This window comes from Streptomyces sp. NPDC044061 (genome assembly GCF_056434305.1).
In genome coordinates this window covers 115697-139681 of the sequence record NZ_JBWKFL010000024.1, presented here as the reverse complement: position 1 = coordinate 139681, position 23985 = coordinate 115697, and the positions used below count along the sequence as shown (strand labels likewise).

At 71.9% G+C, this 23985-nt stretch carries 21 protein-coding genes and 1 pseudogene; 20 read left to right on the top strand and 2 right to left on the bottom strand.

Features of this window, described 5'->3' with window-relative positions; genetic code table 11:
- Positions 1-90: 90 nt before the first annotated feature.
- Positions 91-594, bottom strand: a complete 504-nt coding sequence (gene bldD / locus AC07CM_RS33160; protein WP_020938842.1) for a transcriptional regulator BldD — start codon at positions 592-594, stop codon at positions 91-93.
- 252 nt (positions 595-846) lie between these two features.
- Between bldD and pyrR the strand changes: the two genes are divergently transcribed.
- From pyrR to AC07CM_RS33090, 14 genes and pseudogenes are all read left to right on the top strand, one after another.
- Entirely contained in the window at positions 847-1419 is a 573-nt protein-coding gene (gene pyrR, locus AC07CM_RS33155; RefSeq protein WP_478880167.1) for a bifunctional pyr operon transcriptional regulator/uracil phosphoribosyltransferase PyrR, read from the top strand.
- 93 nt (positions 1420-1512) lie between these two features.
- Positions 1513-2490, top strand: coding sequence for an aspartate carbamoyltransferase catalytic subunit (locus tag AC07CM_RS33150; RefSeq protein WP_478880166.1), 978 nt, complete (start codon positions 1513-1515; stop codon positions 2488-2490).
- A 5-nt stretch (positions 2491-2495) separates the two neighbouring features.
- The gene (locus AC07CM_RS33145) at positions 2496-3782 is read left to right on the top strand and encodes a dihydroorotase (RefSeq protein ID WP_478880165.1); all 1287 of its coding nucleotides are present in this window, start codon (positions 2496-2498) and stop codon (positions 3780-3782) included.
- Positions 3779-4339: a PH-like domain-containing protein gene (locus tag AC07CM_RS33140; protein WP_478880164.1), complete on the top strand. Its 561-nt coding sequence runs from the start codon at positions 3779-3781 to the stop codon at positions 4337-4339. The genes AC07CM_RS33145 and AC07CM_RS33140 overlap by 4 nt, the downstream gene beginning before the upstream one ends.
- Complete coding sequence (carA, locus tag AC07CM_RS33135) at positions 4336-5493, top strand: glutamine-hydrolyzing carbamoyl-phosphate synthase small subunit (RefSeq protein ID WP_478880163.1); 1158 nt, start codon at positions 4336-4338, stop codon at positions 5491-5493. The genes AC07CM_RS33140 and carA overlap by 4 nt, the downstream gene beginning before the upstream one ends.
- Positions 5486-8803 (top strand): carbamoyl-phosphate synthase large subunit, encoded by a 3318-nt coding sequence (gene carB, locus AC07CM_RS33130; RefSeq protein WP_478880162.1) that lies wholly within the window; start codon positions 5486-5488, stop codon positions 8801-8803. Before carA ends, carB begins: the two co-directional genes overlap by 8 nt.
- Positions 8804-8881: 78 nt before the next feature.
- Positions 8882-9988: a quinone-dependent dihydroorotate dehydrogenase gene (locus tag AC07CM_RS33125; RefSeq protein ID WP_478880161.1), complete on the top strand. Its 1107-nt coding sequence runs from the start codon at positions 8882-8884 to the stop codon at positions 9986-9988.
- Positions 9985-10830 carry an orotidine-5'-phosphate decarboxylase gene (gene pyrF / locus AC07CM_RS33120; protein ID WP_478880160.1) on the top strand — a complete coding sequence of 282 codons (846 nt, stop codon included), beginning with the start codon at positions 9985-9987 and terminating at the stop codon, positions 10828-10830. Before AC07CM_RS33125 ends, pyrF begins: the two co-directional genes overlap by 4 nt.
- Before the next feature lie 309 nt (positions 10831-11139).
- Positions 11140-11463 (top strand): integration host factor, encoded by a 324-nt coding sequence (locus tag AC07CM_RS33115; protein ID WP_003977346.1) that lies wholly within the window; start codon positions 11140-11142, stop codon positions 11461-11463.
- A gap of 27 nt (positions 11464-11490) precedes the next feature.
- A pseudogene (gmk, locus tag AC07CM_RS33110) lies at positions 11491-12081 on the top strand (guanylate kinase); the annotation flags it as partial.
- 62 nt (positions 12082-12143) lie between these two features.
- Complete coding sequence (gene rpoZ / locus AC07CM_RS33105; RefSeq protein WP_005319902.1) at positions 12144-12416, top strand: DNA-directed RNA polymerase subunit omega; 273 nt, start codon at positions 12144-12146, stop codon at positions 12414-12416.
- Positions 12417-12539: 123 nt separating this feature from the next.
- Positions 12540-13742, top strand: a complete 1203-nt coding sequence (coaBC, locus tag AC07CM_RS33100) for a bifunctional phosphopantothenoylcysteine decarboxylase/phosphopantothenate--cysteine ligase CoaBC (protein ID WP_478880177.1) — start codon at positions 12540-12542, stop codon at positions 13740-13742.
- Positions 13743-14005: 263 nt separating this feature from the next.
- Positions 14006-15214: a methionine adenosyltransferase gene (gene metK, locus AC07CM_RS33095; RefSeq protein WP_478880159.1), complete on the top strand. Its 1209-nt coding sequence runs from the start codon at positions 14006-14008 to the stop codon at positions 15212-15214.
- A 432-nt stretch (positions 15215-15646) separates the two neighbouring features.
- Positions 15647-17806 carry a primosomal protein N' gene (locus AC07CM_RS33090; RefSeq protein WP_478880158.1) on the top strand — a complete coding sequence of 720 codons (2160 nt, stop codon included), beginning with the start codon at positions 15647-15649 and terminating at the stop codon, positions 17804-17806.
- A gap of 101 nt (positions 17807-17907) precedes the next feature.
- Here the strand turns inward: AC07CM_RS33090 and AC07CM_RS33085 are convergent, their stop codons facing one another.
- Positions 17908-18450, bottom strand: a complete 543-nt coding sequence (locus AC07CM_RS33085) for a hypothetical protein (protein ID WP_478880157.1) — start codon at positions 18448-18450, stop codon at positions 17908-17910.
- A gap of 244 nt (positions 18451-18694) precedes the next feature.
- Between AC07CM_RS33085 and fmt the strand changes: the two genes are divergently transcribed.
- The 6 genes from fmt (at position 18695) to AC07CM_RS33055 (ending at position 23952) form a co-directional block, all read left to right on the top strand.
- Positions 18695-19663 carry a methionyl-tRNA formyltransferase gene (gene fmt / locus AC07CM_RS33080; RefSeq protein WP_478880156.1) on the top strand — a complete coding sequence of 323 codons (969 nt, stop codon included), beginning with the start codon at positions 18695-18697 and terminating at the stop codon, positions 19661-19663.
- 44 nt (positions 19664-19707) lie between these two features.
- Positions 19708-21135 carry an RsmB/NOP family class I SAM-dependent RNA methyltransferase gene (locus AC07CM_RS33075; RefSeq protein WP_478880155.1) on the top strand — a complete coding sequence of 476 codons (1428 nt, stop codon included), beginning with the start codon at positions 19708-19710 and terminating at the stop codon, positions 21133-21135.
- A 132-nt stretch (positions 21136-21267) separates the two neighbouring features.
- Complete coding sequence (gene rpe / locus AC07CM_RS33070) at positions 21268-21954, top strand: ribulose-phosphate 3-epimerase (RefSeq protein ID WP_478880154.1); 687 nt, start codon at positions 21268-21270, stop codon at positions 21952-21954.
- A 90-nt stretch (positions 21955-22044) separates the two neighbouring features.
- Positions 22045-23088, top strand: a complete 1044-nt coding sequence (locus AC07CM_RS33065; RefSeq protein WP_478880153.1) for a sugar-binding transcriptional regulator — start codon at positions 22045-22047, stop codon at positions 23086-23088.
- A 70-nt stretch (positions 23089-23158) separates the two neighbouring features.
- On the top strand, positions 23159-23587 hold the full coding sequence (locus AC07CM_RS33060; RefSeq protein ID WP_478880152.1) for a guanyl-specific ribonuclease: 429 nt from the start codon (positions 23159-23161) through the stop codon (positions 23585-23587).
- A complete protein-coding gene (locus AC07CM_RS33055; protein ID WP_478880151.1) occupies positions 23584-23952 on the top strand; it encodes a barstar family protein in 369 nt (122 codons plus the stop codon). The genes AC07CM_RS33060 and AC07CM_RS33055 overlap by 4 nt, the downstream gene beginning before the upstream one ends.
- Positions 23953-23985: the final 33 nt, after the last annotated feature.

The window sequence follows — 23985 nt, the reverse complement described above, 5'->3', positions numbered from 1 at the left end:
AAGCACAAAAGCGGAACCGCCAGATCCCCCCCCCCCCCCCCCCCCCCCCCCCCCCCCCCCCCCCACGTTTCTGCGCTGGTATCAGGCGGCTCAGGCGTCTTCGTGGGTGGCCACCGCGCGGCGCGCGTCGGCGTCCAGGACGCCCCAGCTGATCAGCTGCTCGGTGAGAACCGAGGGGGACTGGTCGTAAATGACGGCGAGTGTGCGCAGATCGTCCTGGCGGATCGACAGCACCTTGCCGTTGTAGTCGCCGCGCTGCGACTGGATGGTCGCCGCGTACCGCTGCAGGGGGCCGGCCTTCTCGGCCGGCACGGTGGCCAGCCGCTCCAGGTCCAGGACCAGCTTCGGCGGCGGTTCGGCGGCGCCGCCCGGAGTGGTGCCCGGCAGGAGTTCCTGCACCGGAACGCCATAGAAATCGGCCAGCTCGGCCAGACGCTGCACGGTGACGGCGCGGTCACCGCGCTCGTACGAACCGACCACCACGGCCTTCCAGCGCCCCTGGGACTTCTCCTCGACACCGTGGAGGGAAAGGCCCTGCTGGGTGCGGATGGCCCGGAGCTTGGCCCCGAGCTGTTTGGCGTATTCGCTGGACATATAGCTCCCCGGACACTGTGTCGACGCGGTCGGCTGGGTTTCCCGCCGCGCGGCTGGTAACTCACTGTGAGGTTACGCAGCGTGACTCTCATGCGTCAAGCCGAATGGTCCACACCGACTCTTCCGTGGTAGTGACGGCCGATTACTCCAACCGGGTGATCGACCACTCTCGGCGACCTGCTACCGTGGATGGCGCAAATCCGACGTCCTTTAAGGTCCGTCCCGTGAGGCGGAGAAGGAGGTCCGTTTCGTATGGACACGCACGCGAACCCGAACGCGTCCGATGCGCGGCCCGTTCTCGAAGGCCCCGACATCGCGCGGGTACTGACCCGTATCGCCCACGAGATCGTCGAGCGCGCCAAGGGCGCCGACGACGTGGTGCTCCTCGGCATCCCGACCCGGGGGGTCTTCCTCGCCCAGCGGCTCGCCGCCAAGCTGGAGCAGATCACCGACCGCAAGGTCCACGTCGGCTCGCTCGACATCACCATGTACCGCGACGACCTGCGCATGCACCCGCCGCGTGCGCTGGCCCGCACCGAGATCCCCGGTGACGGCATCGACGGCAGGCTGGTCGTCCTCGTCGACGACGTGCTCTTCTCCGGCCGCACCATCCGCGCCGCCCTCGACGCCCTGAACGACATCGGGCGCCCCCGCGCGGTCCAGCTCGCGGTCCTGGTCGACCGCGGCCACCGCGAACTGCCCATCCGCGCCGACTACGTCGGCAAGAACCTCCCCACGTCGCTGCGGGAGACGGTCAAGGTCCAGCTCGCCGAGGAGGACGGTCGCGACACCGTGCTGCTCGGTGTGAAGCCGGCCGGCCGGTAGCACGTCAGGCGCGCACGGCCGCTCCGGCGTGCCGGCACACGCGCCCGTCTGCCTCAATCCTCCCGATTTGAACTGCCTTACGGAGCCTGACAGATGCAGCGTCATCTCATCTCGGCCGCCGACCTCACCCGCGACGACGCCGTCCTGATCCTCGACACCGCCGAGGAGATGGCCCGGGTCGCGGACCGGCCGATCAAGAAACTGCCGACCCTGCGCGGCCGCACGATCGTCAACCTCTTCTTCGAGGACTCCACCCGCACCCGGATCTCCTTCGAGGCCGCCGAGAAGCGCCTCTCCGCGGACGTCATCAACTTCTCCGCCAAGGGCTCGTCCGTGTCCAAGGGCGAGTCCCTGAAGGACACCGCCCAGACCCTGGAGGCGATGGGCGTCGACGCCGTCGTCATCCGGCACGGCGCCTCCGGAGCCCCCTACCGCCTCGCCAACTCCGGCTGGATCGACGCCGCCGTCGTCAACGCAGGCGACGGCACCCACCAGCACCCCACCCAGGCCCTGCTGGACGCCTTCACCATGCGCCGCCGCCTGGTCGGCCGGGACGCCGGGCTCGGCCAGGACCTCGCCGGCAAGCGGATCACCATCGTCGGCGACGTCCTGCACAGCCGGGTCGCCCGCTCCAACGTCGACCTGCTGCACACCCTCGGCGCCGAGGTCACCCTCGTCGCCCCGCCCACCCTGGTGCCGGTCGGCGTCGGGAACTGGCCCTGCGAGGTGTCGTACGACCTCGACAGCACGCTGCCCAAGTCCGACGCGGTGATGATGCTGCGCGTCCAGCGCGAGCGCATGAACGCCGCCTTCTTCCCGACCGAGCGCGAGTACTCGCGGCGCTACGGCCTCGACGGCGACCGCATGGCGAAGATGCCCGAGCACGCCATCGTGATGCACCCCGGCCCGATGGTCCGCGGCATGGAGATCACCGCCGAGGTCGCCGACTCCGAGCGCTGCACCGTCGTCGAGCAGGTCGCCAACGGCGTCTCCATCCGGATGGCCGTCCTGTACCTGCTGCTCGGTGGCAACGAGCCCGCCGTCACCCACACCCGTACCGAGGAGAAGTAACACCCATGAGCAAGATCCTTATCCGTGGTGCGAAGGTGCTCGGCGGCGAGCCGCAGGACGTGCTGATCGACGGTGGGACCATCGCCGCGGTGGGCGCCGGCCTCGATGCCGAGGGCGCCGAGGTGGTCGAGGCCGGCGGCAAGGTGCTGCTGCCGGGCCTGGTCGACCTGCACACCCACCTGCGCGAGCCGGGCCGCGAGGACTCCGAGACCGTGCTCACCGGTACCCGGGCGGCGGCCACCGGCGGCTACACGGCCGTGTTCGCCATGGCCAACACCTTCCCGGTCGCCGACACCGCCGGCGTGGTCGAGCAGGTCTACCGGCTCGGCCGGGAGCACGGCTACTGCGACGTGCAGCCCATCGGCGCCGTCACCGTCGGCCTGGAGGGCAGGAAGCTCGCCGAGCTGGGCGCCATGCACGAGTCGGCGGCCGGCGTGACCGTCTTCTCCGACGACGGCAAGTGCGTGGACGACGCCGTGATCATGCGCCGGGCGCTGGAGTACGTGAAGGCCTTCGGCGGCGTCGTCGCCCAGCACGCGCAGGAGCCGCGCCTGACCGAGGGCGCCCAGATGAACGAGGGCATCGTCTCGGCCGAGCTGGGCCTGGGCGGCTGGCCGGCCGTCGCCGAGGAGTCGATCATCGCCCGGGACGTGCTGCTCGCCGAGCACGTCGGCTCCCGGGTGCACATCTGCCACCTGTCGACCGCCGGCTCGGTGGAGATCGTCCGCTGGGCCAAGTCCCGCGGCATCGACGTCACCGCCGAGGTGACCCCGCACCACCTGCTCCTCACCGACGAGCTGGTGCGCACCTACAACCCGGTCTACAAGGTCAACCCGCCGCTGCGCACCGAGCGGGACGTGCACGCCCTGCGCGAGGCGCTCGCCGACGGCACGATCGACATCGTCGCCACCGACCACGCCCCGCACCCGCACGAGGACAAGGACTGCGAGTGGGCCGCGGCCGCCATGGGCATGGTCGGCCTGGAGACCGCGCTGTCGGTGGTCCAGGAGACCATGGTCGACACCGGCCTGCTGGACTGGGCCGGCGTCGCCGACCGCATGTCCTTCAAGCCCGCGCGGATCGGCCGGGCCACCGGGCACGGACGGCCCGTCTCGGTTGGTGAGCCCGCCAACCTCACGCTGGTGGACACGGCATACCGTGGGCAGGTGGACCCCGCGGGCTTCGCCTCGCGCAGCCGCAACACCCCGTACGAGGGACGCGAGCTGCCGGGCCGTGTCACCCACACGTGGCTGCGGGGCAAGGCGACGCTCGTCGACGGGAAGCTCACGTGACACCTGTAATCCTGCTGGCCGAGGCCAAGAGGTCGGCCGAGGTCACCGACTGGGGAGCCCGCATCGGCTGGCTCGTCGGCCTCGCCCTCTTCGTCGCGCTCATCTACTGGCTGATGCGCGAGGGCTGGAAGTGGCGCGGCACGCTCCAGGGCGACCTGCCCGAGCCGCCCAGCGCGCCGGAGGAGACCGGCCCGGTGAAACTGAGCATGAGCGGCCGCTACCACGGCTCGACCACCGCCGGGCAGTGGCTGGACCGCATCGTGGCCCACGGCCTCGGCACCCGCAGCCGGGCCGAGCTCACCCTGACCGACGCGGGCCTGGAGGTCGAACGCCCCGGGGCGAGCGACTTCTTCGTCCCCACCGCCGCGCTGCGCGGCGCCCGGCTCGACAAGGGCATCGCCGGCAAGGTCCTCACCGAGGGCGGACTGCTGGTGGTGACCTGGGAGCTGGGGGACAAGCTGATCGACTCCGGCTTCCGCTCCGACCACGCGGCCGAGCACACCGAGTGGGTCGACACCCTGAACCAGATGACCAACGACACGGAAGGCGCGCGATGACGACCTCCACCAGGGGAAGCTCCTCTCAGAGGAACAAGGCGCTTCCCGCCGTACTCGTCCTGGAGGACGGCCGCACCTTCCGCGGCCGTGCCTACGGGGCCGTGGGGGAGACCTTCGGCGAGGCCGTGTTCTCCACCGGTATGACCGGCTACCAGGAGACCCTCACCGACCCGTCGTACGACCGCCAGATCGTCGTCGCGACCGCCCCGCAGATCGGCAACACCGGCTGGAACGACGAGGACGACGAGTCGCGCCGCATCTGGGTGTCCGGCTACGTCGTCCGCGACCCCGCGCGCGTGCCGTCCAACTGGCGCTCCAAGCGCTCCCTGGACGACGAGCTGGTCGCGCAGGGCGTGGTCGGCATCTCCGGGATCGACACCCGCGCCCTCACCCGCCACCTGCGCGAGCGCGGCTCGATGCGCGCCGGCATCTTCTCCGGCGAGGCGATCGCCCCCGAGGCCGAGCTGGTCGAGCGCGTCCAGGCCCAGCCGCACATGAAGGGCGCGAGCCTCTACGAGGAGGTCGCGACGAAGGAGGCGTACGTCGTCCCGGCGGTCGGCGAGAAGCGGTTCACCGTCGCCGCCATCGACCTCGGCATCAAGGGCATGACCCCGCACCGCATGGCCGAGCGCGGCATCGAGGTGCACGTCCTGCCCGCCACCGCCACGGCCGACGAGGTCTACGCCGTCGGCCCGGACGGCGTGTTCTTCTCCAACGGTCCCGGTGACCCGGCGACCGCGGACGGCCCCGTCGCGCTGATGTCCGCCGTGTTGGAGCGCCGGACGCCGCTGTTCGGCATCTGCTTCGGCAACCAGATCCTCGGCCGCGCCCTCGGCTTCGGCACCTACAAGCTGAAGTACGGCCACCGGGGCATCAACCAGCCGGTCCAGGACCGTACGACCGGCAAGGTCGAGGTCACCGCGCACAACCACGGCTTCGCCGTGGACGCGCCGCTCGACAAGGTCAGCGAGACCAAGTTCGGCCGCGCCGAGGTCTCGCACGTCTGCCTGAACGACAACGTCGTGGAGGGGCTGCAGCTGCTCGACCAGCCGGCCTTCTCCGTCCAGTACCACCCCGAAGCCGCAGCGGGCCCGCACGACGCCGCCTACCTGTTCGACCGCTTCGTATCCCTGATGGAGGGCCAGCGTGCCTAAGCGCACCGATATCCAGTCCGTCCTGGTCATCGGCTCCGGCCCGATCGTCATCGGCCAGGCCGCCGAGTTCGACTACTCCGGCACCCAGGCGTGCCGCGTGCTCAAGTCCGAGGGCCTGCGTGTGGTCCTCGTCAACTCCAACCCGGCGACGATCATGACCGACCCGGAGATCGCCGACGCCACCTACGTCGAGCCGATCACCCCGGAGTTCGTCGAGAAGATCATCGCCAAGGAGCGCCCCGACGCGCTGCTGCCCACCCTGGGCGGCCAGACGGCCCTGAACACCGCGATCTCGCTGCACGAGAACGGTGTCCTGGAGAAGTACGGCGTCGAGCTGATCGGCGCCAAGCCCGAGGCGATCCACAAGGGCGAGGACCGCGACCTGTTCAAGGAGGTCGTGGAGGAGGTCCGCCGCAAGACCGGGCACGGCGAGTCCGCCCGCTCGGTGATCTGCCACACCATGGACGACGTGCTCAAGGGCGTGGAGACGCTCGGCGGCTACCCCGTGGTCGTCCGCCCGTCCTTCACCATGGGCGGCGCCGGCTCCGGCTTCGCGCACAACGAGGAGGAGCTGCGCCGCATCGCCGGCCAGGGCCTCACGCTCTCCCCGACCACCGAGGTGCTCCTGGAGGAGTCCATCCTCGGCTGGAAGGAGTACGAGCTGGAGCTGATGCGCGACAAGCACGACAACGTCGTGGTCGTCTGCTCCATCGAGAACTTCGACCCCATGGGCGTGCACACCGGCGACTCCATCACCGTCGCGCCCGCGATGACGCTGACCGACCGCGAGTACCAGATCCTGCGCGACATCGGCATCGCCGTCATCCGCGAGGTCGGCGTCGACACCGGCGGCTGCAACATCCAGTTCGCGGTGAATCCCGAGGACGGTCGCGTGATCGTCATCGAGATGAACCCGCGCGTGTCGCGCTCCTCGGCGCTCGCCTCCAAGGCGACCGGCTTCCCGATCGCCAAGATCGCCGCCAAGCTGGCCGTCGGCTACACGCTGGACGAGATCCCGAACGACATCACGCGGGAGACCCCGGCCTCCTTCGAGCCGACGCTCGACTACGTGGTCGTCAAGGTGCCGCGTTTCGCCTTCGAGAAGTTCCCGCAGGCCGACAGCACCCTCACCACCACCATGAAGTCGGTCGGCGAGGCCATGGCCATCGGCCGCAACTTCACCGAGGCCTTCCAGAAGGCGCTGCGCTCGCTGGAGAAGAAGGGCAGCCAGTTCACCTTCGTCGGCGAGCCCGGTCACGGCGGAGACAAGGAGGCGCTGCTGCGCGAGGCCGTACGGCCCACCGACGGCCGCATCAACACGGTCATGCAGGCCATCCGCGCGGGCGCCACGCCCGAGGAGGTCTTCGAGTACACGAAGATCGACCCGTGGTTCGTGGACCAGCTCTTCCTGATCAAGGAGGTCGCGGACGAGCTGGCCGAGGCGCCCGAGCTGACCCGCGACCTGCTCGCCGAGGCCAAGCGGCACGGCTTCTCCGACCAGCAGGTCGCCGAGATCCGCGGCCTGCGCGAGGACGTCGTCCGCGAGGTGCGGCACGCCCTCGGCATCCGTCCGGTCTACAAGACGGTCGACACCTGCGCCGCCGAGTTCGCCGCGCAGACGCCGTACTTCTACTCCTCCTACGACGAGGAGTCCGAGGTCGCGCCCCGAGAGAAGCCCGCGGTGCTCATCCTGGGCTCCGGCCCGAACCGCATCGGCCAGGGCATCGAGTTCGACTACTCCTGCGTCCACGCCTCCTTCGCGCTGTCCGACGCCGGGTACGAGACCGTGATGGTCAACTGCAACCCGGAGACCGTCTCCACGGACTACGACACCTCCGACCGCCTGTACTTCGAGCCGCTGACGCTCGAGGACGTGCTGGAGATCGTCCACGCGGAGTCCCTCGCGGGCCCGATCGCGGGCGTGATCGTGCAGCTGGGCGGCCAGACCCCGCTGGGCCTCGCGCAGGCCCTGAAGGACAACGGCGTGCCGATCGTGGGCACCCCGCCCGAGGCGATCCACGCCGCCGAGGACCGGGGCGCCTTCGGCCAGGTCCTCGCCGAGGCCGGCCTGCCCGCCCCCAAGCACGGCACGGCCACCACCTTCGCCGGTGCCAAGGCGATCGCCGACGAGATCGGCTACCCGGTCCTCGTCCGGCCCTCCTACGTCCTCGGCGGGCGCGGCATGGAGATCGTCTACGACGAGACCCGCCTGGCGGCCTACATCGCCGAGTCGACCGAGATCAGCCCGTCCCGGCCGGTCCTCGTCGACCGCTTCCTGGACGACGCGATCGAGATCGACGTCGACGCCCTGTACGACGGCGAGGAGCTGTACCTCGGCGGCGTGATGGAGCACATCGAGGAGGCCGGCATCCACTCCGGCGACTCGGCGTGCGCCCTGCCCCCGATCACCCTCGGCGGCTTCGACATCAAGCGCCTGCGCGCCTCCACCGAGGCCATCGCCAAGGGCGTCGGCGTGCGCGGCCTGATCAACATCCAGTTCGCGATGGCCGGGGACATCCTCTACGTGCTGGAGGCCAACCCGCGCGCCTCCCGTACGGTCCCCTTCACCTCCAAGGCGACCGCGGTGCCGCTCGCGAAGGCCGCCGCCCGCATCTCGCTGGGCGCGAGCATCGCCGAGCTGCGCGCCGAGGGGCTGCTGCCGCAGAACGGCGACGGCGGCGAGCTGCCGCTGGACGCGCCGATCTCCGTCAAGGAGGCCGTCATGCCGTGGTCGCGCTTCCGCGACATCCACGGCCGCGGTGTGGACACCGTCCTCGGCCCGGAGATGCGCTCCACCGGCGAGGTCATGGGCATCGACTCCGTCTTCGGCACTGCGTACGCCAAGTCGCAGGCCGGCGCCTACGGCCCGCTGCCCACCAAGGGCCGCGCGTTCATCTCGGTCGCCAACCGCGACAAGCGCTCGATGATCTTCCCGGCGCGCGAGCTGGTCGCCCACGGCTTCGAGCTGCTCGCCACCTCCGGCACGGCCGAGGTCCTCAAGCGCAACGGCATCAACGCCACGGTCGTGCGCAAGCAGTCCGAGGGCACGGGTCCGAACGGCGAGCGGACCATCGTCCAGCTCATCCACGACGGCGAGGTCGACCTCATCGTCAACACCCCGTACGGCACCGGCGGCCGCCTCGACGGCTACGACATCCGTACGGCCGCGGTGGCCCGCTCGGTGCCGTGCCTGACGACCGTCCAGGCGCTCGCGGCGGCCGTCCAGGGCATCGACGCCCTCAACCACGGGGACGTGGGCGTCCGCTCGCTCCAGGAACACGCGGAACACCTGACCGCTGCCCGCGACTAGCGGCCCCGAGGGGGACACCGGAAACGGTGTCCCCCTCTTCATGAGGGCTCCCTGAAGCTTCAAGAGGACATTCAGAACATGTACAAGCTCTTCTTCCGCCTGGTCTTCAAACGGATGGACGCCGAGAAGGCCCACCACCTGGCCTTTCGCTGGATCCGCCTCGCCGTCCGCATCCCGGTCCTGCGCACGTTCCTCGCCGCCGCGCTCGCCCCCCGCCACAAGGAGCTGCGCACCGAGGCCCTCGGACTGCGCATGCACGGCCCCTTCGGGCTCGCGGCCGGCTTCGACAAGAACGCCGTCGCCGTCGACGGCATGTCCATGCTGGGATTCGACCACGTCGAGATCGGCACGGTCACCGGCGAGCCGCAGCCCGGCAACCCCAGGAAGCGGCTGTTCCGGCTGGTCGCCGACCGGGCGCTGATCAACCGCATGGGCTTCAACAACGACGGCTCCCTGGCCGTGGCGGCCCGCCTGGCCTCCCGTGAGGCCGTCTTCAAGACCGTCGTGGGCGTCAACATCGGCAAGACCAAGGTCGTCCCGGAGGCGGAGGCCGTCGGCGACTACGTGAAGTCGGCCGAGCGCCTGGCTCCGTACGCCGACTACCTGGTCGTGAACGTCTCCTCGCCGAACACGCCCGGCCTGCGCAATCTCCAGGCGACGGAGGTGCTGCGGCCGCTGCTCGGCGCCGTGCGCGAGGCCGCCGACCGTACGGTGGCCAACCGGCGCGTCCCGCTCCTGGTGAAGATCGCTCCCGACCTCGCGGACGAGGACGTCGACGCCGTCGCCGACCTGGCCGTGGAGCTGGGTCTGGACGGCATCATCGCCACCAACACCACCATCGCGCGCGAGGGGCTCGGGCTGAGGTCCGCGCCCTCGCTGGTGAAGGAGACCGGAGGCCTGTCCGGCGCACCGCTCAAGGAGCGCTCCCTGGAGGTCCTGCGCCGCCTGTACGCGCGCGTGGGCGACCGGATCACCCTGGTGGGCGTCGGCGGCATCGAGAACGCCGAGGACGCCTGGCAGCGCATTCTGGCCGGTGCCACGCTGGTCCAGGGATACAGCGCCTTCATCTACGAGGGGCCCTTCTGGTCCCGTGCCATCCACAAGGGCCTCGCCGCGCGCCTGCGCACCAGCCCGTACGCCACCCTCGCCGACGCGGTCGGTGCCGACGTGAGGAGGACGGCATGACTGTTCTGGAGCCCTTCGGTGCCCGTCTGCGCCGCGCCATGGACGAGCGCGGCCCGCTGTGCGTCGGCATCGACCCGCACGCCTCCCTGCTCGCGGAGTGGGGCCTGAACGACGACGTGGCCGGTCTGGAGCGGTTCAGCCGCACGGTCGTCGAGGCGGTGGCCGACCGGGTCGCCGTCATGAAGCCGCAGAGCGCCTTCTTCGAGCGGTTCGGCTCCCGGGGCGTCGCCGTCCTGGAGAAGGCCGTCCAGGAGGCGCGTGCGGCCGGCACCCTCGTCGTGATGGACGCCAAGCGCGGCGACATCGGCTCGACCATGGCCGGATACGCCGAGGCCTACCTGCACAAGGACGCCCCGCTGTTCTCCGACGCCCTCACCGTCTCGCCCTACCTCGGCTACGGCTCGCTGAGCCCGGCCGTCGCGCTGGCCCGGGAGAGCGGCGCCGGACTGTTCGTGCTGGCCCTGACGTCGAACCCGGAGGGCCCGGAGGTCCAGCACGCCGTCCGCGCCGACGGCCGGAGCGTCGGCGCGACCATGCTGGCCCACCTGGCCGCCGAGAACGCGGGCGAGGCGCCGCTGGGCTCCTTCGGGGCGGTCGTGGGCGCCACGGTGGGCGACCTGTCGTCGTACGACCTGGACATCAACGGTCCTCTCCTCGCGCCCGGCGTCGGGGCGCAGGGGGCGACCGCGGCCGACCTTCCCGGGGTCTTCGGCGCGGCGCTGCGCAACGTCGTCCCGAACGTCAGCCGAGGTGTGCTGCGGAAGGGTCCCGACGTCGGGGCGCTGCGCTCGGCCGCGGAGCGCTTCGCGGAGGAGATCAGGGCCGTCGTCGCCGATGGCTGAGCTCTCCGGCGTTCTCCGGCGCGCGTTCCGGCGGGCGGCGCCGGGCCGACTTGAGTGTGAATACATCCTCAAATCGAGGGCAGTATGTCTGAAATGTCCGACCTGGCGGCGGCTGACCAGTACTTTTCCGCTGTTCTCGCTGACTCTGGCGGACTTGCCCGCTAGTCTCCGAGCAGTGGGGGCACCTCCCACGCCGTCAAGGCAGTGGGGGACAACGGGCAGCGTGTTGCTCGTGGCTCCCCAGGTGTGGGGCGACTAGGTTCCTCACCGGTCCGTATCCGACAGTTCGACATCCGAGGTGACGTAGGCGTGGCTCTTCCGCCCCTTACCCCTGAACAGCGCGCAGCCGCGCTCGAAAAGGCCGCCGCGGCTCGCCGGGAGCGGGCCGAGGTCAAGAATCGACTCAAGCACTCCGGCGCCTCCCTGCACGAGGTCATCAAGCAGGGCCAGGAGAACGACGTCATCGGCAAGATGAAGGTCTCCGCCCTGCTCGAGTCCCTGCCGGGCGTGGGCAAGGTCCGCGCCAAGCAGATCATGGAGCGTCTGGGCATCTCCGAGAGCCGCCGCGTGCGCGGCCTCGGTTCCAACCAGATCGCCTCCCTGGAGCGTGAGTTCGGCAGCACCGGCTCCTGAGTCCGGCCCCCGCCGGACCGGGAGTCCCGGGCACTCCGGGATTGCTGGAATAATCGCTGCATGAGTGAACGTCCGCGGCTGACCGTGCTCTCCGGCCCCTCGGGGGTCGGCAAGAGCACGGTCGTCGCCCATATGCGCAAGGAACACCCCGAGGTTTGGCTCTCGGTGTCGGCGACCACCCGCAAGCCGCGCCCCGGCGAGCGGCACGGAGTCCACTACTTCTTCGTCACCGACGAGGAGATGGACAAGCTGATCGCCAACGGTGAGCTGCTGGAGTGGGCCGAGTTCGCCGGCAACCGCTACGGCACGCCCCGCGCGGCCGTGCTGGAGCGGCTGGAGAACGGCGAGCCCGTCCTGCTGGAGATCGACCTCCAGGGCGCCCGGCAGGTCCGCGAGTCCATGTCCGACGCCCAGCTGGTGTTCCTCGCTCCGCCCACCTGGGAGGAGCTTGTGCGCAGGCTGACCGGCCGGGGGACCGAGCCGCCCGAGGTCATCGAGCGCCGTCTGGAGGCGGCCAGGACCGAGCTGGCGGCCGAGCCGGAGTTCGACGTGACCTTGGTCAACACCTCTGTCAAGGATGTGGCGAGCGAGCTGCTAGCCTTGATGGACGTTGTGTGATCGTGACCGCCTGTGATCCGGTCGCACCGACCGAATCTTTCCCACCCATCGGAAGGTAGAGCGTGTCCTCTTCCATCACCGCGCCCGAGGGCATCATCAACCCGCCGATCGACGAGCTTCTCGAGGCCACCGACTCGAAGTACAGCCTCGTGATCTACGCGGCCAAGCGTGCGCGCCAGATCAACGCGTACTACTCGCAGCTCGGCGAGGGCCTCCTCGAGTACGTCGGTCCGCTCGTGGACACCCACGTCCACGAGAAGCCGCTCTCGATCGCCCTGCGCGAGATCAACGCCGGTCTGCTGACCTCCGAGGCCATCGAGGGCCCGGCGCAGTAGTACCGTCAGATCGCAGTTGCTTTATCCACAGGCCCGGCAGTCACGCTGCCGGGCCTGTGGTGTGTGATGGTCTCGTACGTTGCTCGTACGGTGCGCCGTACGTTGCCGAGCCGGGGAGAGATGGTGGACAAGCCGAGGGTCGTTCTGGGGGTCAGCGGTGGCATCGCCGCCTACAAGGCCTGTGAGCTGCTGAGAAGGTTCACCGAGTCGGGCCACGACGTGCGCGTCGTGCCCACCGCGTCCGCGCTGCACTTCGTCGGCGCCGCCACCTGGTCCGCGCTCTCCGGCAACCAGGTCGCCACGGAGGTCTGGGACGACGTCCACGAGGTCCCGCACGTCCGCATCGGCCAGCACGCCGACCTGGTCGTGGTCGCCCCGGCGACCGCCGACACCCTCGCCCGGGCCGCCCACGGCCTCGCCGACGACCTGCTGACCAACACGCTCCTGACCGCTCGCTGTCCCGTGGTCTTCGCCCCGGCGATGCACACCGAGATGTGGGAGCACCCCGCCACCCAGGAGAACGTGGCCACGCTGCGCCGCCGCGGCGCCGTCGTCATCGAGCCGGCCGTCGGCCGCCTCACCGGCGTCGACACCGGCAAGGGCCGGCTGCCCGACCCGGGGGAGATCTTCGAGGTCTGCCGCAGGGTGCTGGCCCGGGGCGTCACCGAGCCGGACCTCGCGGGCCGCCACGTCGTCGTCTCGGCCGGCGGCACGCGCGAGCCCCTCGACCCGGTCCGCTTCCTCGGCAACCGCTCCTCCGGCAAGCAGGGCTACGCCCTCGCCCGCACGGCCGCCGCGCGCGGCGCCCGGGTGACCCTGATCGCGGCCAACGCCGGCCTGCCCGACCCGGCCGGGGTCGACGTCGTGCACGTGGGCACCGCCGTTCAGCTGCGCGAAGCGGTCGTGAAGGCCGCCGCGGACGCCGACGCCGTGGTCATGGCCGCCGCCGTCGCCGACTTCCGCCCCGAGACCTATGCCGCCGGAAAGATCAAGAAGAAGGACGGCCAGGAACCGGACCCGATCGTTCTGGTGCGGAATCCGGACATCCTCGCGGAGATCTCGGCCGACCGGGCACGCCCCGGACAGGTCGTCGTCGGCTTCGCCGCCGAGACCGACGACGTCGTGGCCAACGGGCGCGCCAAGCTGGCCCGCAAGGGCTGCGACCTGCTCGTGGTGAACGAGGTGGGCGAGCGCAAGACCTTCGGCTCCGAGGAGAACGAGGCCCTCGTCCTGGGCGCCGACGGCAGCGAGACCCCGGTGCCGCACGGGCCGAAGGAGGCTCTCGCGGACATCGTCTGGGACCTCGTGACGGCTCGGCTGGGCTGATCGGGTTCCGCCGTCCGGGCCGAATTGTTTCAGCCGTTTGACGTCTTTTTTCCGTACGACAATGTCGCGTGGTGCCCCTGGCCAAGGCCGCACGGCATTGTGCAGAATGCCCGTGCCGCAGGTCACAGCGCTCCCGAGAGGCGAGACGGGTGGGCCGGCGGCCCAGTGCGACCGATAAACTGTTCTCGGACCACGCCGGGCGCAGCCCCCGCGCGCAGTCCGCCAATGATCAGCCAGCAGCCGCTGCAACCCCAGGGAGCGTTGTGTCCCGTCGCCTGTTCACCTCGGAGTCCGTGACCGAGGGTCACCCCGACAAGATCGCTGACCAGATCAGCGACACCATTCTCGACGCGCTTCTGCGTGAGGACCCGACCTCCCGGGTCGCCGTCGAGACGCTGATCACCACCGGCCTGGTGCACGTGGCCGGCGAGGTGACGACCAAGGCCTACGCGGACATCGCGACCCTGGTCCGCAACAAGATCCTCGAGATCGGTTACGACTCCTCCAAGAAGGGCTTCGACGGCGCCTCCTGCGGTGTCTCGGTGTCCATCGGCGCGCAGTCCCCGGACATCGCGCAGGGCGTCGACACGGCCTACGAGACCCGGGTCGAGGGCGACGAGGACGAGCTGGACCGGCAGGGCGCCGGCGACCAGGGCCTGATGTTCGGCTACGCGTCCGACGAGACGCCGACGCTGATGCCGCTGCCGATCTTCCTGGCGCACCGCCTGTCCAAGCGGCTGTCCGAGGTCCGCAAGAACGGCACCATCCCCTACCTGCGTCCGGACGGCAAGACGCAGGTCACCATCGAGTACGACGGCGACAAGGCCGTCCGCCTCGACACGGTCGTGGTCTCCAGCCAGCACGCCTCGGACATCGACCTGGAGTCGCTGCTGGCCCCCGACATCCGCGAGTTCGTCGTGGAGCCGGAGCTGAAGTCGCTGCTGGACGACGGCATCAAGCTGGACACCGAGGGCTACCGCCTGCTGGTCAACCCGACCGGCCGCTTCGAGATCGGCGGCCCGATGGGTGACGCCGGCCTCACCGGCCGCAAGATCATCATCGACACCTACGGCGGCTTCGCCCGCCACGGCGGCGGCGCCTTCTCCGGCAAGGACCCGTCCAAGGTCGACCGCTCCGCCGCCTACGCGATGCGCTGGGTCGCCAAGAACGTGGTGGCGGCGGGCCTGGCCTCCCGCTGCGAGGTTCAGGTCGCCTACGCCATCGGCAAGGCCGAGCCGGTGGGTCTGTTCGTGGAGACCTTCGGCACGGCCAAGGTCGACGCCGAGAGGATCGAGAAGGCGATCGACGAGGTCTTCGACCTCCGCCCGGCCGCCATCATCCGCGACCTCGACCTGCTCCGCCCGATCTACGCCCAGACGGCGGCGTACGGCCACTTCGGCCGCGAGCTGCCCGACTTCACCTGGGAGCGCACGGACCGCGTGGACGCCCTCCGCACGGCCGCGGGCCTGTAGTCCCGGCACCCTTTCCGCACCGAGGCCCGGCCTCCCTTCGGGGGCCGGGCCTCGGCGTCGCCCGGGCGGGCGGGAGGGTGGCACAAAACCGCTCGCCCCGGCGGAGCCCCACCCGTAGGGTGATGATCTCCCGGTGCGCCGGCGGCGGTTACTTCGGTGGAGTGCGCTTCGTGCGTGCGGTGAATCTGGAACATGTCCACCACTGTCGAACTGATCTCGGGAGACCGGCGCCCGCCCGGTGTGAAGGCCGCGGATACTTCTGGGTCGATCCCTCGCAGGTTCGAATCCTGCCGCCGGTTCCGGCGACGGAACCGGCGTGGCCGAGTGGCCGAAGGCGGAAGCGCCGTCAGGCGTCGGTCCGCGGCCGGGCCGATCTCGGGCGGACGCCGGTCGGCAGGTCCGTTGTCGGTGCCGTTTGGTAAGAATGCAAGCGTGAGCAGCGAGAACGGGGCGCCCCGGCCGGACGGGGACGACGGGGCCGAAGGGGCGCCGCCGGAGCAGCTCGCGCTCATCCGGGAGAGTGTGCGCGGGGCCAAGGTGCCCCGGGCCAAGCCCCGGACCTGGCGCGGGGCCGCGCTCGCCAAGGAGCTGCCCGTCGCGCGCGTGCTCGTCGACAAGGGCGTGCTGCACCTCGACCGCTACTTCGACTACGCGGTCCCCGAGGAACTGGACGCCGAGGCCCAGCCCGGCGTGCGGGTGCGGGTGCGGTTCGGAGCCGGACGGCATCGGGTCCGGGACGGGCGGCGCGAGGGCGGCGGGCTCATCGACGGGTTTCTCGTCCAGCGGCTGGCCGAGTCCGACTACTCCGGGCCGCTGGCCGCCCTCGCCCAGGTCGTGTCGCCCGAGCCCGTGCTGGGCGAGGAACTGCTGGGGCTCGCGCGGGCCGTCGCCGACCGGTACGCGGGCAGCCTCGCCGACGTGCTGCAGCTGGCCGTGCCGCCGCGCAGCGCCCGGGCCGAGCGGCGGCCGTCCCCCGAACCCCTGCCGGCACCGGCCGCACCCGCCACCGGGTCGTGGGCGCGGTACGAGCACGGGCCCGCCTTCCTCGACTCCCTGGCCTCCGGGGGTGCGCCCAGGGCCGTGTGGAACGCCCTGCCGGGGCCGCTGTGGAGCGATGAGCTGGCCCGGGCCGTCGCCGCGGCGCTCGCCTCGGGCCGCGGCGCGCTCGTCGTCGTCCCCGACGGGCGGGCCGCCGCGCGGGTCGACGCCGCGCTGACCGCGCTGCTCGGCGAGGGCCGGCACGCGCTCCTCACCGCCGACGCGGGGCCCGAGAAGCGGTACGCGCAGTGGCTCGCCGTGCGGCGCGGATCCGTACGGGCCGTGGTCGGGACGCGGGCGGCCATGTTCGCTCCCGTGCGGGAGCTGGGGCTCGTCGCCATCTGGGACGACGGGGACGACAGCCACAGCGAGCAGCACGCGCCTCAGCCGCATGCGCGCGATGTACTGCTGCTGCGTGCCGCCCTGGACAAGTGCGCCTTTCTGCTGGGCGGTTGGAGCTGCACGGTGGAGGCCGCGCAGCTCGTGGAGAGCGGCTGGGCGCGGCCCCTGGTCGCCGGTCGTGAGCAGGTACGGCGCACCGCGCCCCTGGTGCGGACCGTCGGGGACGACGACCTCGCGCGCGACGAGGCCGCCCGGGCCGCCCGGCTGCCCACCCTCGCCTGGCAGGCGGTCCGCGAGGGGCTGCGGCACGGGCCGGTACTGGTCCAGGTGCCCCGGCGGGGGTATGTGCCGCGCATGGCGTGCGCCCAGTGCCGCGCGCCCGCCCGGTGTCGGCACTGTTCCGGGCCGCTGGAGGCGCAGGACGGGGGTGCGCTGAAGTGCGGCTGGTGCGGGCGCGAGGAGGGGGCCTGGCACTGTCCCGAGTGCGGGGGATTCCGGCTGCGTGCCCAGGTGGTCGGGGCCCGGCGGACCGCCGAGGAGCTGGGGCGGGCCTTTCCCGCCGTGCCGGTGCGCACCTCGGGGCGTGAGCATGTGCTGGACACCGTGCCGGGCACACCCGCGCTGGTCGTGAGCACCCCGGGAGCCGAGCCGGTCGCCGAGGGCGGCTACGCGGCGGCCCTGCTGCTGGACGGCTGGGCGATGCTCGGGCGGCCCGACCTGCGGGCCGGTGAGGACGCGCTGCGCCGGTGGATCGCGGCCGGGGCCCTCGTACGGCCGCAGACAGAGCACGGGACCGTGGTCGTGGTGGCCGAGCCGACCCTGCGGCCCGTGCAGGCGCTGGTGCGGTGGGACCCCGTGGGCCATGCGGTCCGGGAACTGGCCGAGCGGGCCGAACTGGGGTTCCCGCCGGTGTCCCGGATGTCGGCCGTGTCGGGGACGGCCGAGGCCGTCGCCGAGTTCCTGCGGACGGTGGAACTGCCCTCCGACGCCGAGGTGTTGGGGCCGGTTCCGGTGCCGCCCACCTTGCCCGGACGACCGCGCAGGCCGGGGGCGCCGCCGCCCGGCGAGCACTGGGAGCGGGCGCTGGTGCGAGTGCCGCCGGGGAGCGGTGCCGCGCTGGCCGCCGCCCTGAAGACGGCCCAGGCCGCGCGGATGGCCCGGGGGAGCGGGGAAGCGGTGCGCGTGCGGATCGATCCGCCGGACATCGGGTGAGGGGTGCCCCGTCGTGCGGCGACGGGGATGCGGCCCGGCATGCGGCTGCCGCCTCCCGGAGGTCTCCCGGGAGGGCGGGCGAGGGCGTCGGCCGCTACCGGTCAGCCGTTGCGCGGGCCGGGGAAGGCCGTCGGCCTGGCGTCTTCGCGGAGCGTCGGGCTGCCCGCCGTGGGCTGGGTCGGCATGGAGCGGGCCGCGGGCACCGTCGGGACCGCGGGCAGGCCGGCGGTCACGTTGAGCGTGCGGGTGCCTGTCGGCTCCGTCGCCCGCTCGGTCTCGGCGGCCGCCTGGGCCGCGGCGCGGCGGGCGCCGTAACGGCGGTGCACCGCCTGCTTGGTGACCCCGAGCGCCGAGCCCACGGCGTCCCAGGAGAAGCCCAGTGAGCGGTCGAAGTCCACGGCGGCCGTGACCAGCGTTTCGACACTGTCCCGGAGTTCCTGGGCGAGGCGGACCGTCGGGGCGGGGGCGCGTCCGTAGACGACGAAGCCCGTGGATGGGCCGGAGCGGCGCGGGCGGTAGACGTTGCCCAACTGGGCGGTGAGCGTACGCAGTGCGTCCACCTGCCGGCGGACCCGCTCGATGTCCCGCACCAGCAAGTGCAGGCTGGCCCGGGCCTGGGCGTCGTGGGTTGCGTGGTCGGCCATGAACAAGCCTCTCGAACCGGCGTTGAAAGGAATTGGGCCGCGAAAGCGGCCCGAGGTGGTCAACTCTTTCTTGACCAACGCGTATTTGCTCCGCTGGTCACGGGCTGGGGGCGTACAGGCATATGCGTACGCCTGTCTCCCACCCGCGCACTCCCCGTCCTCGGTCGGCAGGTCCTCGTCGTGGACGTCGTCATAGACTTGTGCGTTGCCCGTCCGACCCCGCCCGAGAGGCCCCAACCCACCCATGAAGCTCGTCTTCGCCGGTACCCCCGAGGTCGCCGTTCCCGCCCTGGACGCTCTCATCGCCTCCGGGCGGCACGAGGTGGCCGCCGTCGTCACGCGGCCCGACGCGCCGGCCGGGCGGGGGCGCAGGCTGGTCGCGTCGCCCGTGGCCGAACGGGCGATGGAGGCCGGGATCGAGGTGCTGAGGCCGGTCAGGCCGCGGGACCCCGAGTTCCTGGAGCGGCTGAAGGAGATCGCCCCGGACTGCTGCCCCGTCGTCGCCTACGGCGCCCTGCTGCCCAGGGCCGCCCTGGACATCCCGGCGCACGGCTGGGTCAACCTGCACTTCTCGCTGCTCCCCGCCTGGCGCGGGGCCGCGCCCGTGCAGCACGCCCTCATGGCGGGTGACGAGATCACCGGTGCCTCCACCTTCCTCATCGAGGAAGGGCTCGACTCGGGTCCCGTCTACGGCACCGTCACCGAGGAGATCCGGTCCACCGACACCAGCGGGGACCTGCTCACCCGGCTCGCGTTCGCGGGTGCCGGGCTGCTCGCCGCCACCATGGACGGCGTCGAGGACGGCACCCTGAAGGCCGTACCGCAGCCGGCCGAGGGCATCACCCTCGCGCCGAAGATCACCGTCGAGGACGCCCAGGTGGACTGGGCGGCACCCGCGCTGCGGGTCCACCGGGTCGTGCGCGGATGCACGCCCGCGCCCGGCGCCTGGACCACCTTCCGCGCGGAGCGGCTGAAGCTGATCCAGGTCACGCCGGTGCCCGAGCGCACCGACCTCGCCCCGGGACAGCTGGCGGTCGGCAAGAACAGCGTGCACGTGGGCACCGGTTCGTACGCCGTCGAGCTGCTGTGGGTGCAGGCTCAGGGCAAGAAGCCGATGCGGGCGGCCGACTGGGCGCGCGGGGTGCGCATCGCCGAGGGCGAGCGGCTCGACGGCCAGGGCCCGCGAGTCGGGGGTGCCGGCGTTCCGACGTAGGCTGGGAGGCGCACCCCTCTCTTCACATCCGGAGCACCTTTTTCGTGAGCGAGCAGTCCCGGCGGCCGCACAGGCCCGCCAAGCCCTACCGCCGTCCCAAGAAGGACCCCGTCCGCGTCCTCGCCTTCGAGGCACTGCGCGCGGTCGACGAGCGGGACGCGTACGCCAACCTGGTGCTGCCGCCGCTGCTGCGCAAGGCGCGCGAGAAGGAGGGGCCGGACAAGTTCGACGCGCGGGACGCCGCCCTCGCCACCGAGCTGGTGTACGGCACGCTGCGCCGGCAGGGCACGTACGACGCCGTCATCGCCGCGTGCGTCGACCGGCCGCTGCGTGAGGTCGACCCGCCGGTGCTCGACGTGCTGAGCCTCGGCGTGCACCAGCTGCTCGGGACGCGGATCCCCACCCACGCGGCCGTGTCCGCCTCCGTCGAGCTGGCGCGGGTGGTGCTCGGCGACGGGCGGGCCAAGTTCGTCAACGCGGTGCTGCGCAAGGTCGCGCAGGACGACCTCGACGGATGGCTGGAGAAGGTCGCGCCGCCCTACGACGACGACCCCGAGGACCACCTCGCCGTGGTGCACTCGCACCCGCGCTGGGTCGTCTCCGCGCTGTGGGACTCCCTCGGCGGCGGCCGGGCCGGCATCGAGGACCTGCTGGAGGCCGACAACGAGCGGCCCGAGGTGACCCTAGTGGCACGGCCGGGTCGGGCCACCACCGAGGAACTGCTCCGGGAGGACGCCGCCGTTCCGGGGCGCTGGTCGCCCTGCGCCGTGCGGCTCACCGAGGGCGGTGAGCCGGGTGCCGTCGAGGCCGTGCGCGAGGGCCGGGCCGGTGTGCAGGACGAGGGCAGCCAGCTGGTCGCGCTCGCCCTCGCGAACGCCCCGCTCGACGGTCCCGACGAGAAGTGGCTCGACGGGTGCGCCGGTCCCGGAGGCAAGGCGGCGCTGCTGGCCGCCCTCGCCGCCGAGCGCGGGGCCGTGCTGCTCGCCTCCGAGAAGCAGCCGCACCGGGCCGGACTGGTGGCGAAGGCCCTGCACGGCAATCCGGGGCCGTACCAGGTCATCGCCGCCGACGGGACCCGGCCGCCGTGGCGGCCCGGGAGCTTCGACCGCGTGCTGATGGACGTGCCCTGCACCGGGCTCGGCGCGCTGCGCCGGCGCCCCGAGGCGCGCTGGCGGCGGCGGCCCGAGGACCTGGACAACTTCGCGCCGCTCCAGCGCGCCCTGCTGCGCACGGCGCTGGACGCGGTGCGCGTGGGCGGCGTCGTCGGCTACGCCACCTGCTCGCCGCACCTCGCCGAGACCCGCGCGGTCGTCGCCGACGTGCTCAAGCAGCACCCGGACACCGAGCTGCTCGACGCCCGCCCGCTGCTCCCCGGCGTCCCCGCGCTCGGCGAGGGGCCGGACGTGCAGCTGTGGCCGCATCTGCACGGCACCGACGCGATGTACCTCGCGCTCATCCGGCGGACCGGCTGACGGACACGGGCGGCGTCCGGCTCCGAACGGCGCTGTCCACAGGCCCGCGCATTCCGTCGCATATGTGTGATGAACGGCTTCGGCTGTGGACCGGCGCGAACATCCGTGCGCCGGGCATGGCAGGCTTGGGTCATGGCCGTGCAGATCAACCCCAGCATTCTGTCCGCCGACTTCGCCCGCCTCGCGGACGAGGCGCGGGCGGTCGAGGGAGCCGACTGGCTCCATGTCGACGTCATGGACAACCATTTCGTCCCCAACCTCACGCTCGGCGTGCCGGTCGTGGAGTCCCTGGCCCGCGCCACGGGCACCCCGCTGGACTGCCACCTGATGATCGAGGACCCCGATCGCTGGGCTCCGCAGTACGTCGAGGCGGGGGCCTCGTCCGTCACCTTCCACGTGGAGGCGGCGGCCGCGCCCGTGCGGCTCGCCCGGGAGATCCGCGCCAAGGGCGCCCGCGCCTCCATGGCGCTCAAGCCCGCGACGCCGATCGAGCCGTACGAGGACCTGCTCCCGGAACTCGACATGCTGCTGATCATGACGGTCGAGCCGGGCTTCGGCGGCCAGGCCTTCCTCGACATCATGCTGCCGAAGATCCGCCGCACCCGCGAGCTGATCGGCAAGCACGGTCTGGAGCTGTGGCTGCAGGTCGACGGCGGTGTCTCGGCGTCCACGATCGAGCGGTGCGCGGACGCGGGGGCGGACGTCTTCGTCGCGGGATCGGCCGTCTACGGGGCGAAGGACCCGGCCGAGGCGGTACGTGCACTGCGAACCCAGGGGGAGGCGGCCGCGGCCAAGGCCTCCTGGGCATGCGACCACTGAGCCACGGCTACGTGAACGGTTAAGTGAACGGCCCCGATCAGGGCAGATCAGTAGCGCCGAATCTGCAAGGATGAACGGCGAATCCAGAGTGTGAACAGCAGTGAGGAGATCGCCGTGTCGGGTATGTCGGCGGGCCGGTCAGCCATGCGGATGGGACCCGCTGAGCTGGTGCAGGCGGCGGCCATGGCCCGCCGCTTCTACCTCGAGGGCAAGTCCAAGATCCAGATCGCGGAGGAGTTCGGCGTCAGCCGCTTCAAGGTGGCCCGGGTCCTGGAGACCGCCCTCGAACGGGATCTCGTACGCATCGAGATCCGGGTGCCTGCCGAGCTGGACGCCGAGCGCTCGGACGCGCTCCGCGCCCGCTACGGCCTGAGACACGCCGTCGTGGTCGAGTCCCCGGCCGAGGCCGAGGAGACCCCCGACCCCGAGAACCTCGGCGAGGTCGCCGCCGACCTGCTCGGCGAACTCGTGAACGAGGGGGACGTGCTCGGCCTCGCCTGGGGCCGGTCCACCATCCACATGGCGGCGGCGCTCGACCGGCTGCCGCCGTGCACGGTGGTGCAGCTGACGGGCGTGTACGACGCCGGCACCGCCGAGCGCGGCTCGGTGGAGGCGGTGCGCCGTGCCGCCCAGGTGTCGGGCGGCGACGCACATCCCATCTACGCGCCGATGCTGCTGCCGGACGCGGCCACCGCGGCGGCGCTGCGCAACCAGACCGGGATCGCCCGGGCCTTCGAGTACTTCGACAAGGTCACGGTCGCCTGCGTCTCCATCGGCTCCTGGGAGCCGGGCATCTCGACCGTGCACGACATGCTCAGCGACGAGGAACGCGCGCACTACGCCTCGCTCGGTGTCGCCGCCGAGATGTCCGCGCACCTCTTCGACGCCGAGGGGCGCCGGATCGGGCGTGACCTGGGGGAGCGGTGCATCACGGTCAAGGCCGACCAGCTGCGCCGTATCCCGGAGGTCGTGGCGATCGCCGGCGGGCAGCGCAAGGCGTCCGCGATCGACGCGGTGCTGCGCTCCGGGCTGGTCACCAGCCTGGTGACCGACACCTCTGCCGCCGACTACCTGATGACGGCGGGCCCGACGCCGAAGCCCGCGCTCAACCGCGCGGACCCCGATGGGCACTGAAGGGCACTGACGCCCCTGACGGCGGGTCGTGGCGAGGGGGTCACGGGACGGCCGTGACAGCATCGGTGGCATGCTGCTGCGGTTCGTCCCCCGCCCCGTCCCGCGGGTCGCCCGCGCGCTCGCGGGTCTGCTGGTCTGTCTCGCCGTCCTGCTGACGGGATGCTCGCCGGGCACGGGCAGCGCGACGGCTTCGGGCGCGTCCACGCCGGCCTGGGCCCGGGGCATGGCCACCGTCCAGGAGTCACAGCTCCCGGCCGAGGCCCGGCAGACCCTCGCCCTGATCGACAGAGGCGGCCCCTTCCCGTACGCCAGGGACGGCGTCGTCTTCGGGAACCTCGAGGGGCTGCTGCCCCGGCACCAGCGCGGCTACTACCACGAGTACACCGTGCGGACCCCGGGCTCGCAGGACCGCGGAGCGCGGCGCGTCGTCACCGGACAGGGCGCGGAGATCTACTACACCGATGATCACTACAAATCGTTCCGGGCGGTGCTGAGATGAGCGAAGACCTGGTGGGCCGGCTCGTGGTCACCCTCGACCTCGGGGGTGTCACGGACAAGGCGGGCCTGATGGACCGTGCCGCCCGGGCCCTGGCCCTGCCCGACTGGTTCGGCCGCAACTGGGACGCGCTGGTGGACTCCCTCTCCGACCACACGGTCTGGCCCGAGGCCGCCGTCGAGCAGGGACTGCTGGTCGTCGTACGGGGCTGGCGGCCGTACGCGGAGGCGGAGCCGGAGGAGTGGCGGACCGCGCAGGACGTGTTCGCGGAGGCGGCGGACCGCACCCCCGCGCTCGACGTCGTCCTGGCCCTCGGAGGATCCTCCAACGTGCTCTCCGGCGGCGCTGGAGGTTCTGTGGGGACGTGACCGGGCCCCCGTCATGGGACAATGAAGTACGTG

What these genes read in the sequence shown, in the direction of transcription:
- bldD (WP_020938842.1), bottom strand. Translation starts at nt 594, where the DNA reads ATGTCCAGCGAATACGCCAAACAGCTCGGGGCCAAGCTCCGGGCCATC.
- pyrR (WP_478880167.1), top strand. Translation starts at nt 847, where the DNA reads ATGGACACGCACGCGAACCCGAACGCGTCCGATGCGCGGCCCGTTCTC.
- AC07CM_RS33150 (WP_478880166.1), top strand. Translation starts at nt 1,513, where the DNA reads ATGCAGCGTCATCTCATCTCGGCCGCCGACCTCACCCGCGACGACGCC.
- AC07CM_RS33145 (WP_478880165.1), top strand. Translation starts at nt 2,496, where the DNA reads ATGAGCAAGATCCTTATCCGTGGTGCGAAGGTGCTCGGCGGCGAGCCG.
- carA (WP_478880163.1), top strand. Translation starts at nt 4,336, where the DNA reads ATGACGACCTCCACCAGGGGAAGCTCCTCTCAGAGGAACAAGGCGCTT.
- AC07CM_RS33125 (WP_478880161.1), top strand. Translation starts at nt 8,882, where the DNA reads ATGTACAAGCTCTTCTTCCGCCTGGTCTTCAAACGGATGGACGCCGAG.
- pyrF (WP_478880160.1), top strand. Translation starts at nt 9,985, where the DNA reads ATGACTGTTCTGGAGCCCTTCGGTGCCCGTCTGCGCCGCGCCATGGAC.
- AC07CM_RS33085 (WP_478880157.1), bottom strand. Translation starts at nt 18,450, where the DNA reads ATGGCCGACCACGCAACCCACGACGCCCAGGCCCGGGCCAGCCTGCAC.
- fmt (WP_478880156.1), top strand. Translation starts at nt 18,695, where the DNA reads ATGAAGCTCGTCTTCGCCGGTACCCCCGAGGTCGCCGTTCCCGCCCTG.
- rpe (WP_478880154.1), top strand. Translation starts at nt 21,268, where the DNA reads ATGGCCGTGCAGATCAACCCCAGCATTCTGTCCGCCGACTTCGCCCGC.
- AC07CM_RS33060 (WP_478880152.1), top strand. Translation starts at nt 23,159, where the DNA reads ATGCTGCTGCGGTTCGTCCCCCGCCCCGTCCCGCGGGTCGCCCGCGCG.
- AC07CM_RS33055 (WP_478880151.1), top strand. Translation starts at nt 23,584, where the DNA reads ATGAGCGAAGACCTGGTGGGCCGGCTCGTGGTCACCCTCGACCTCGGG.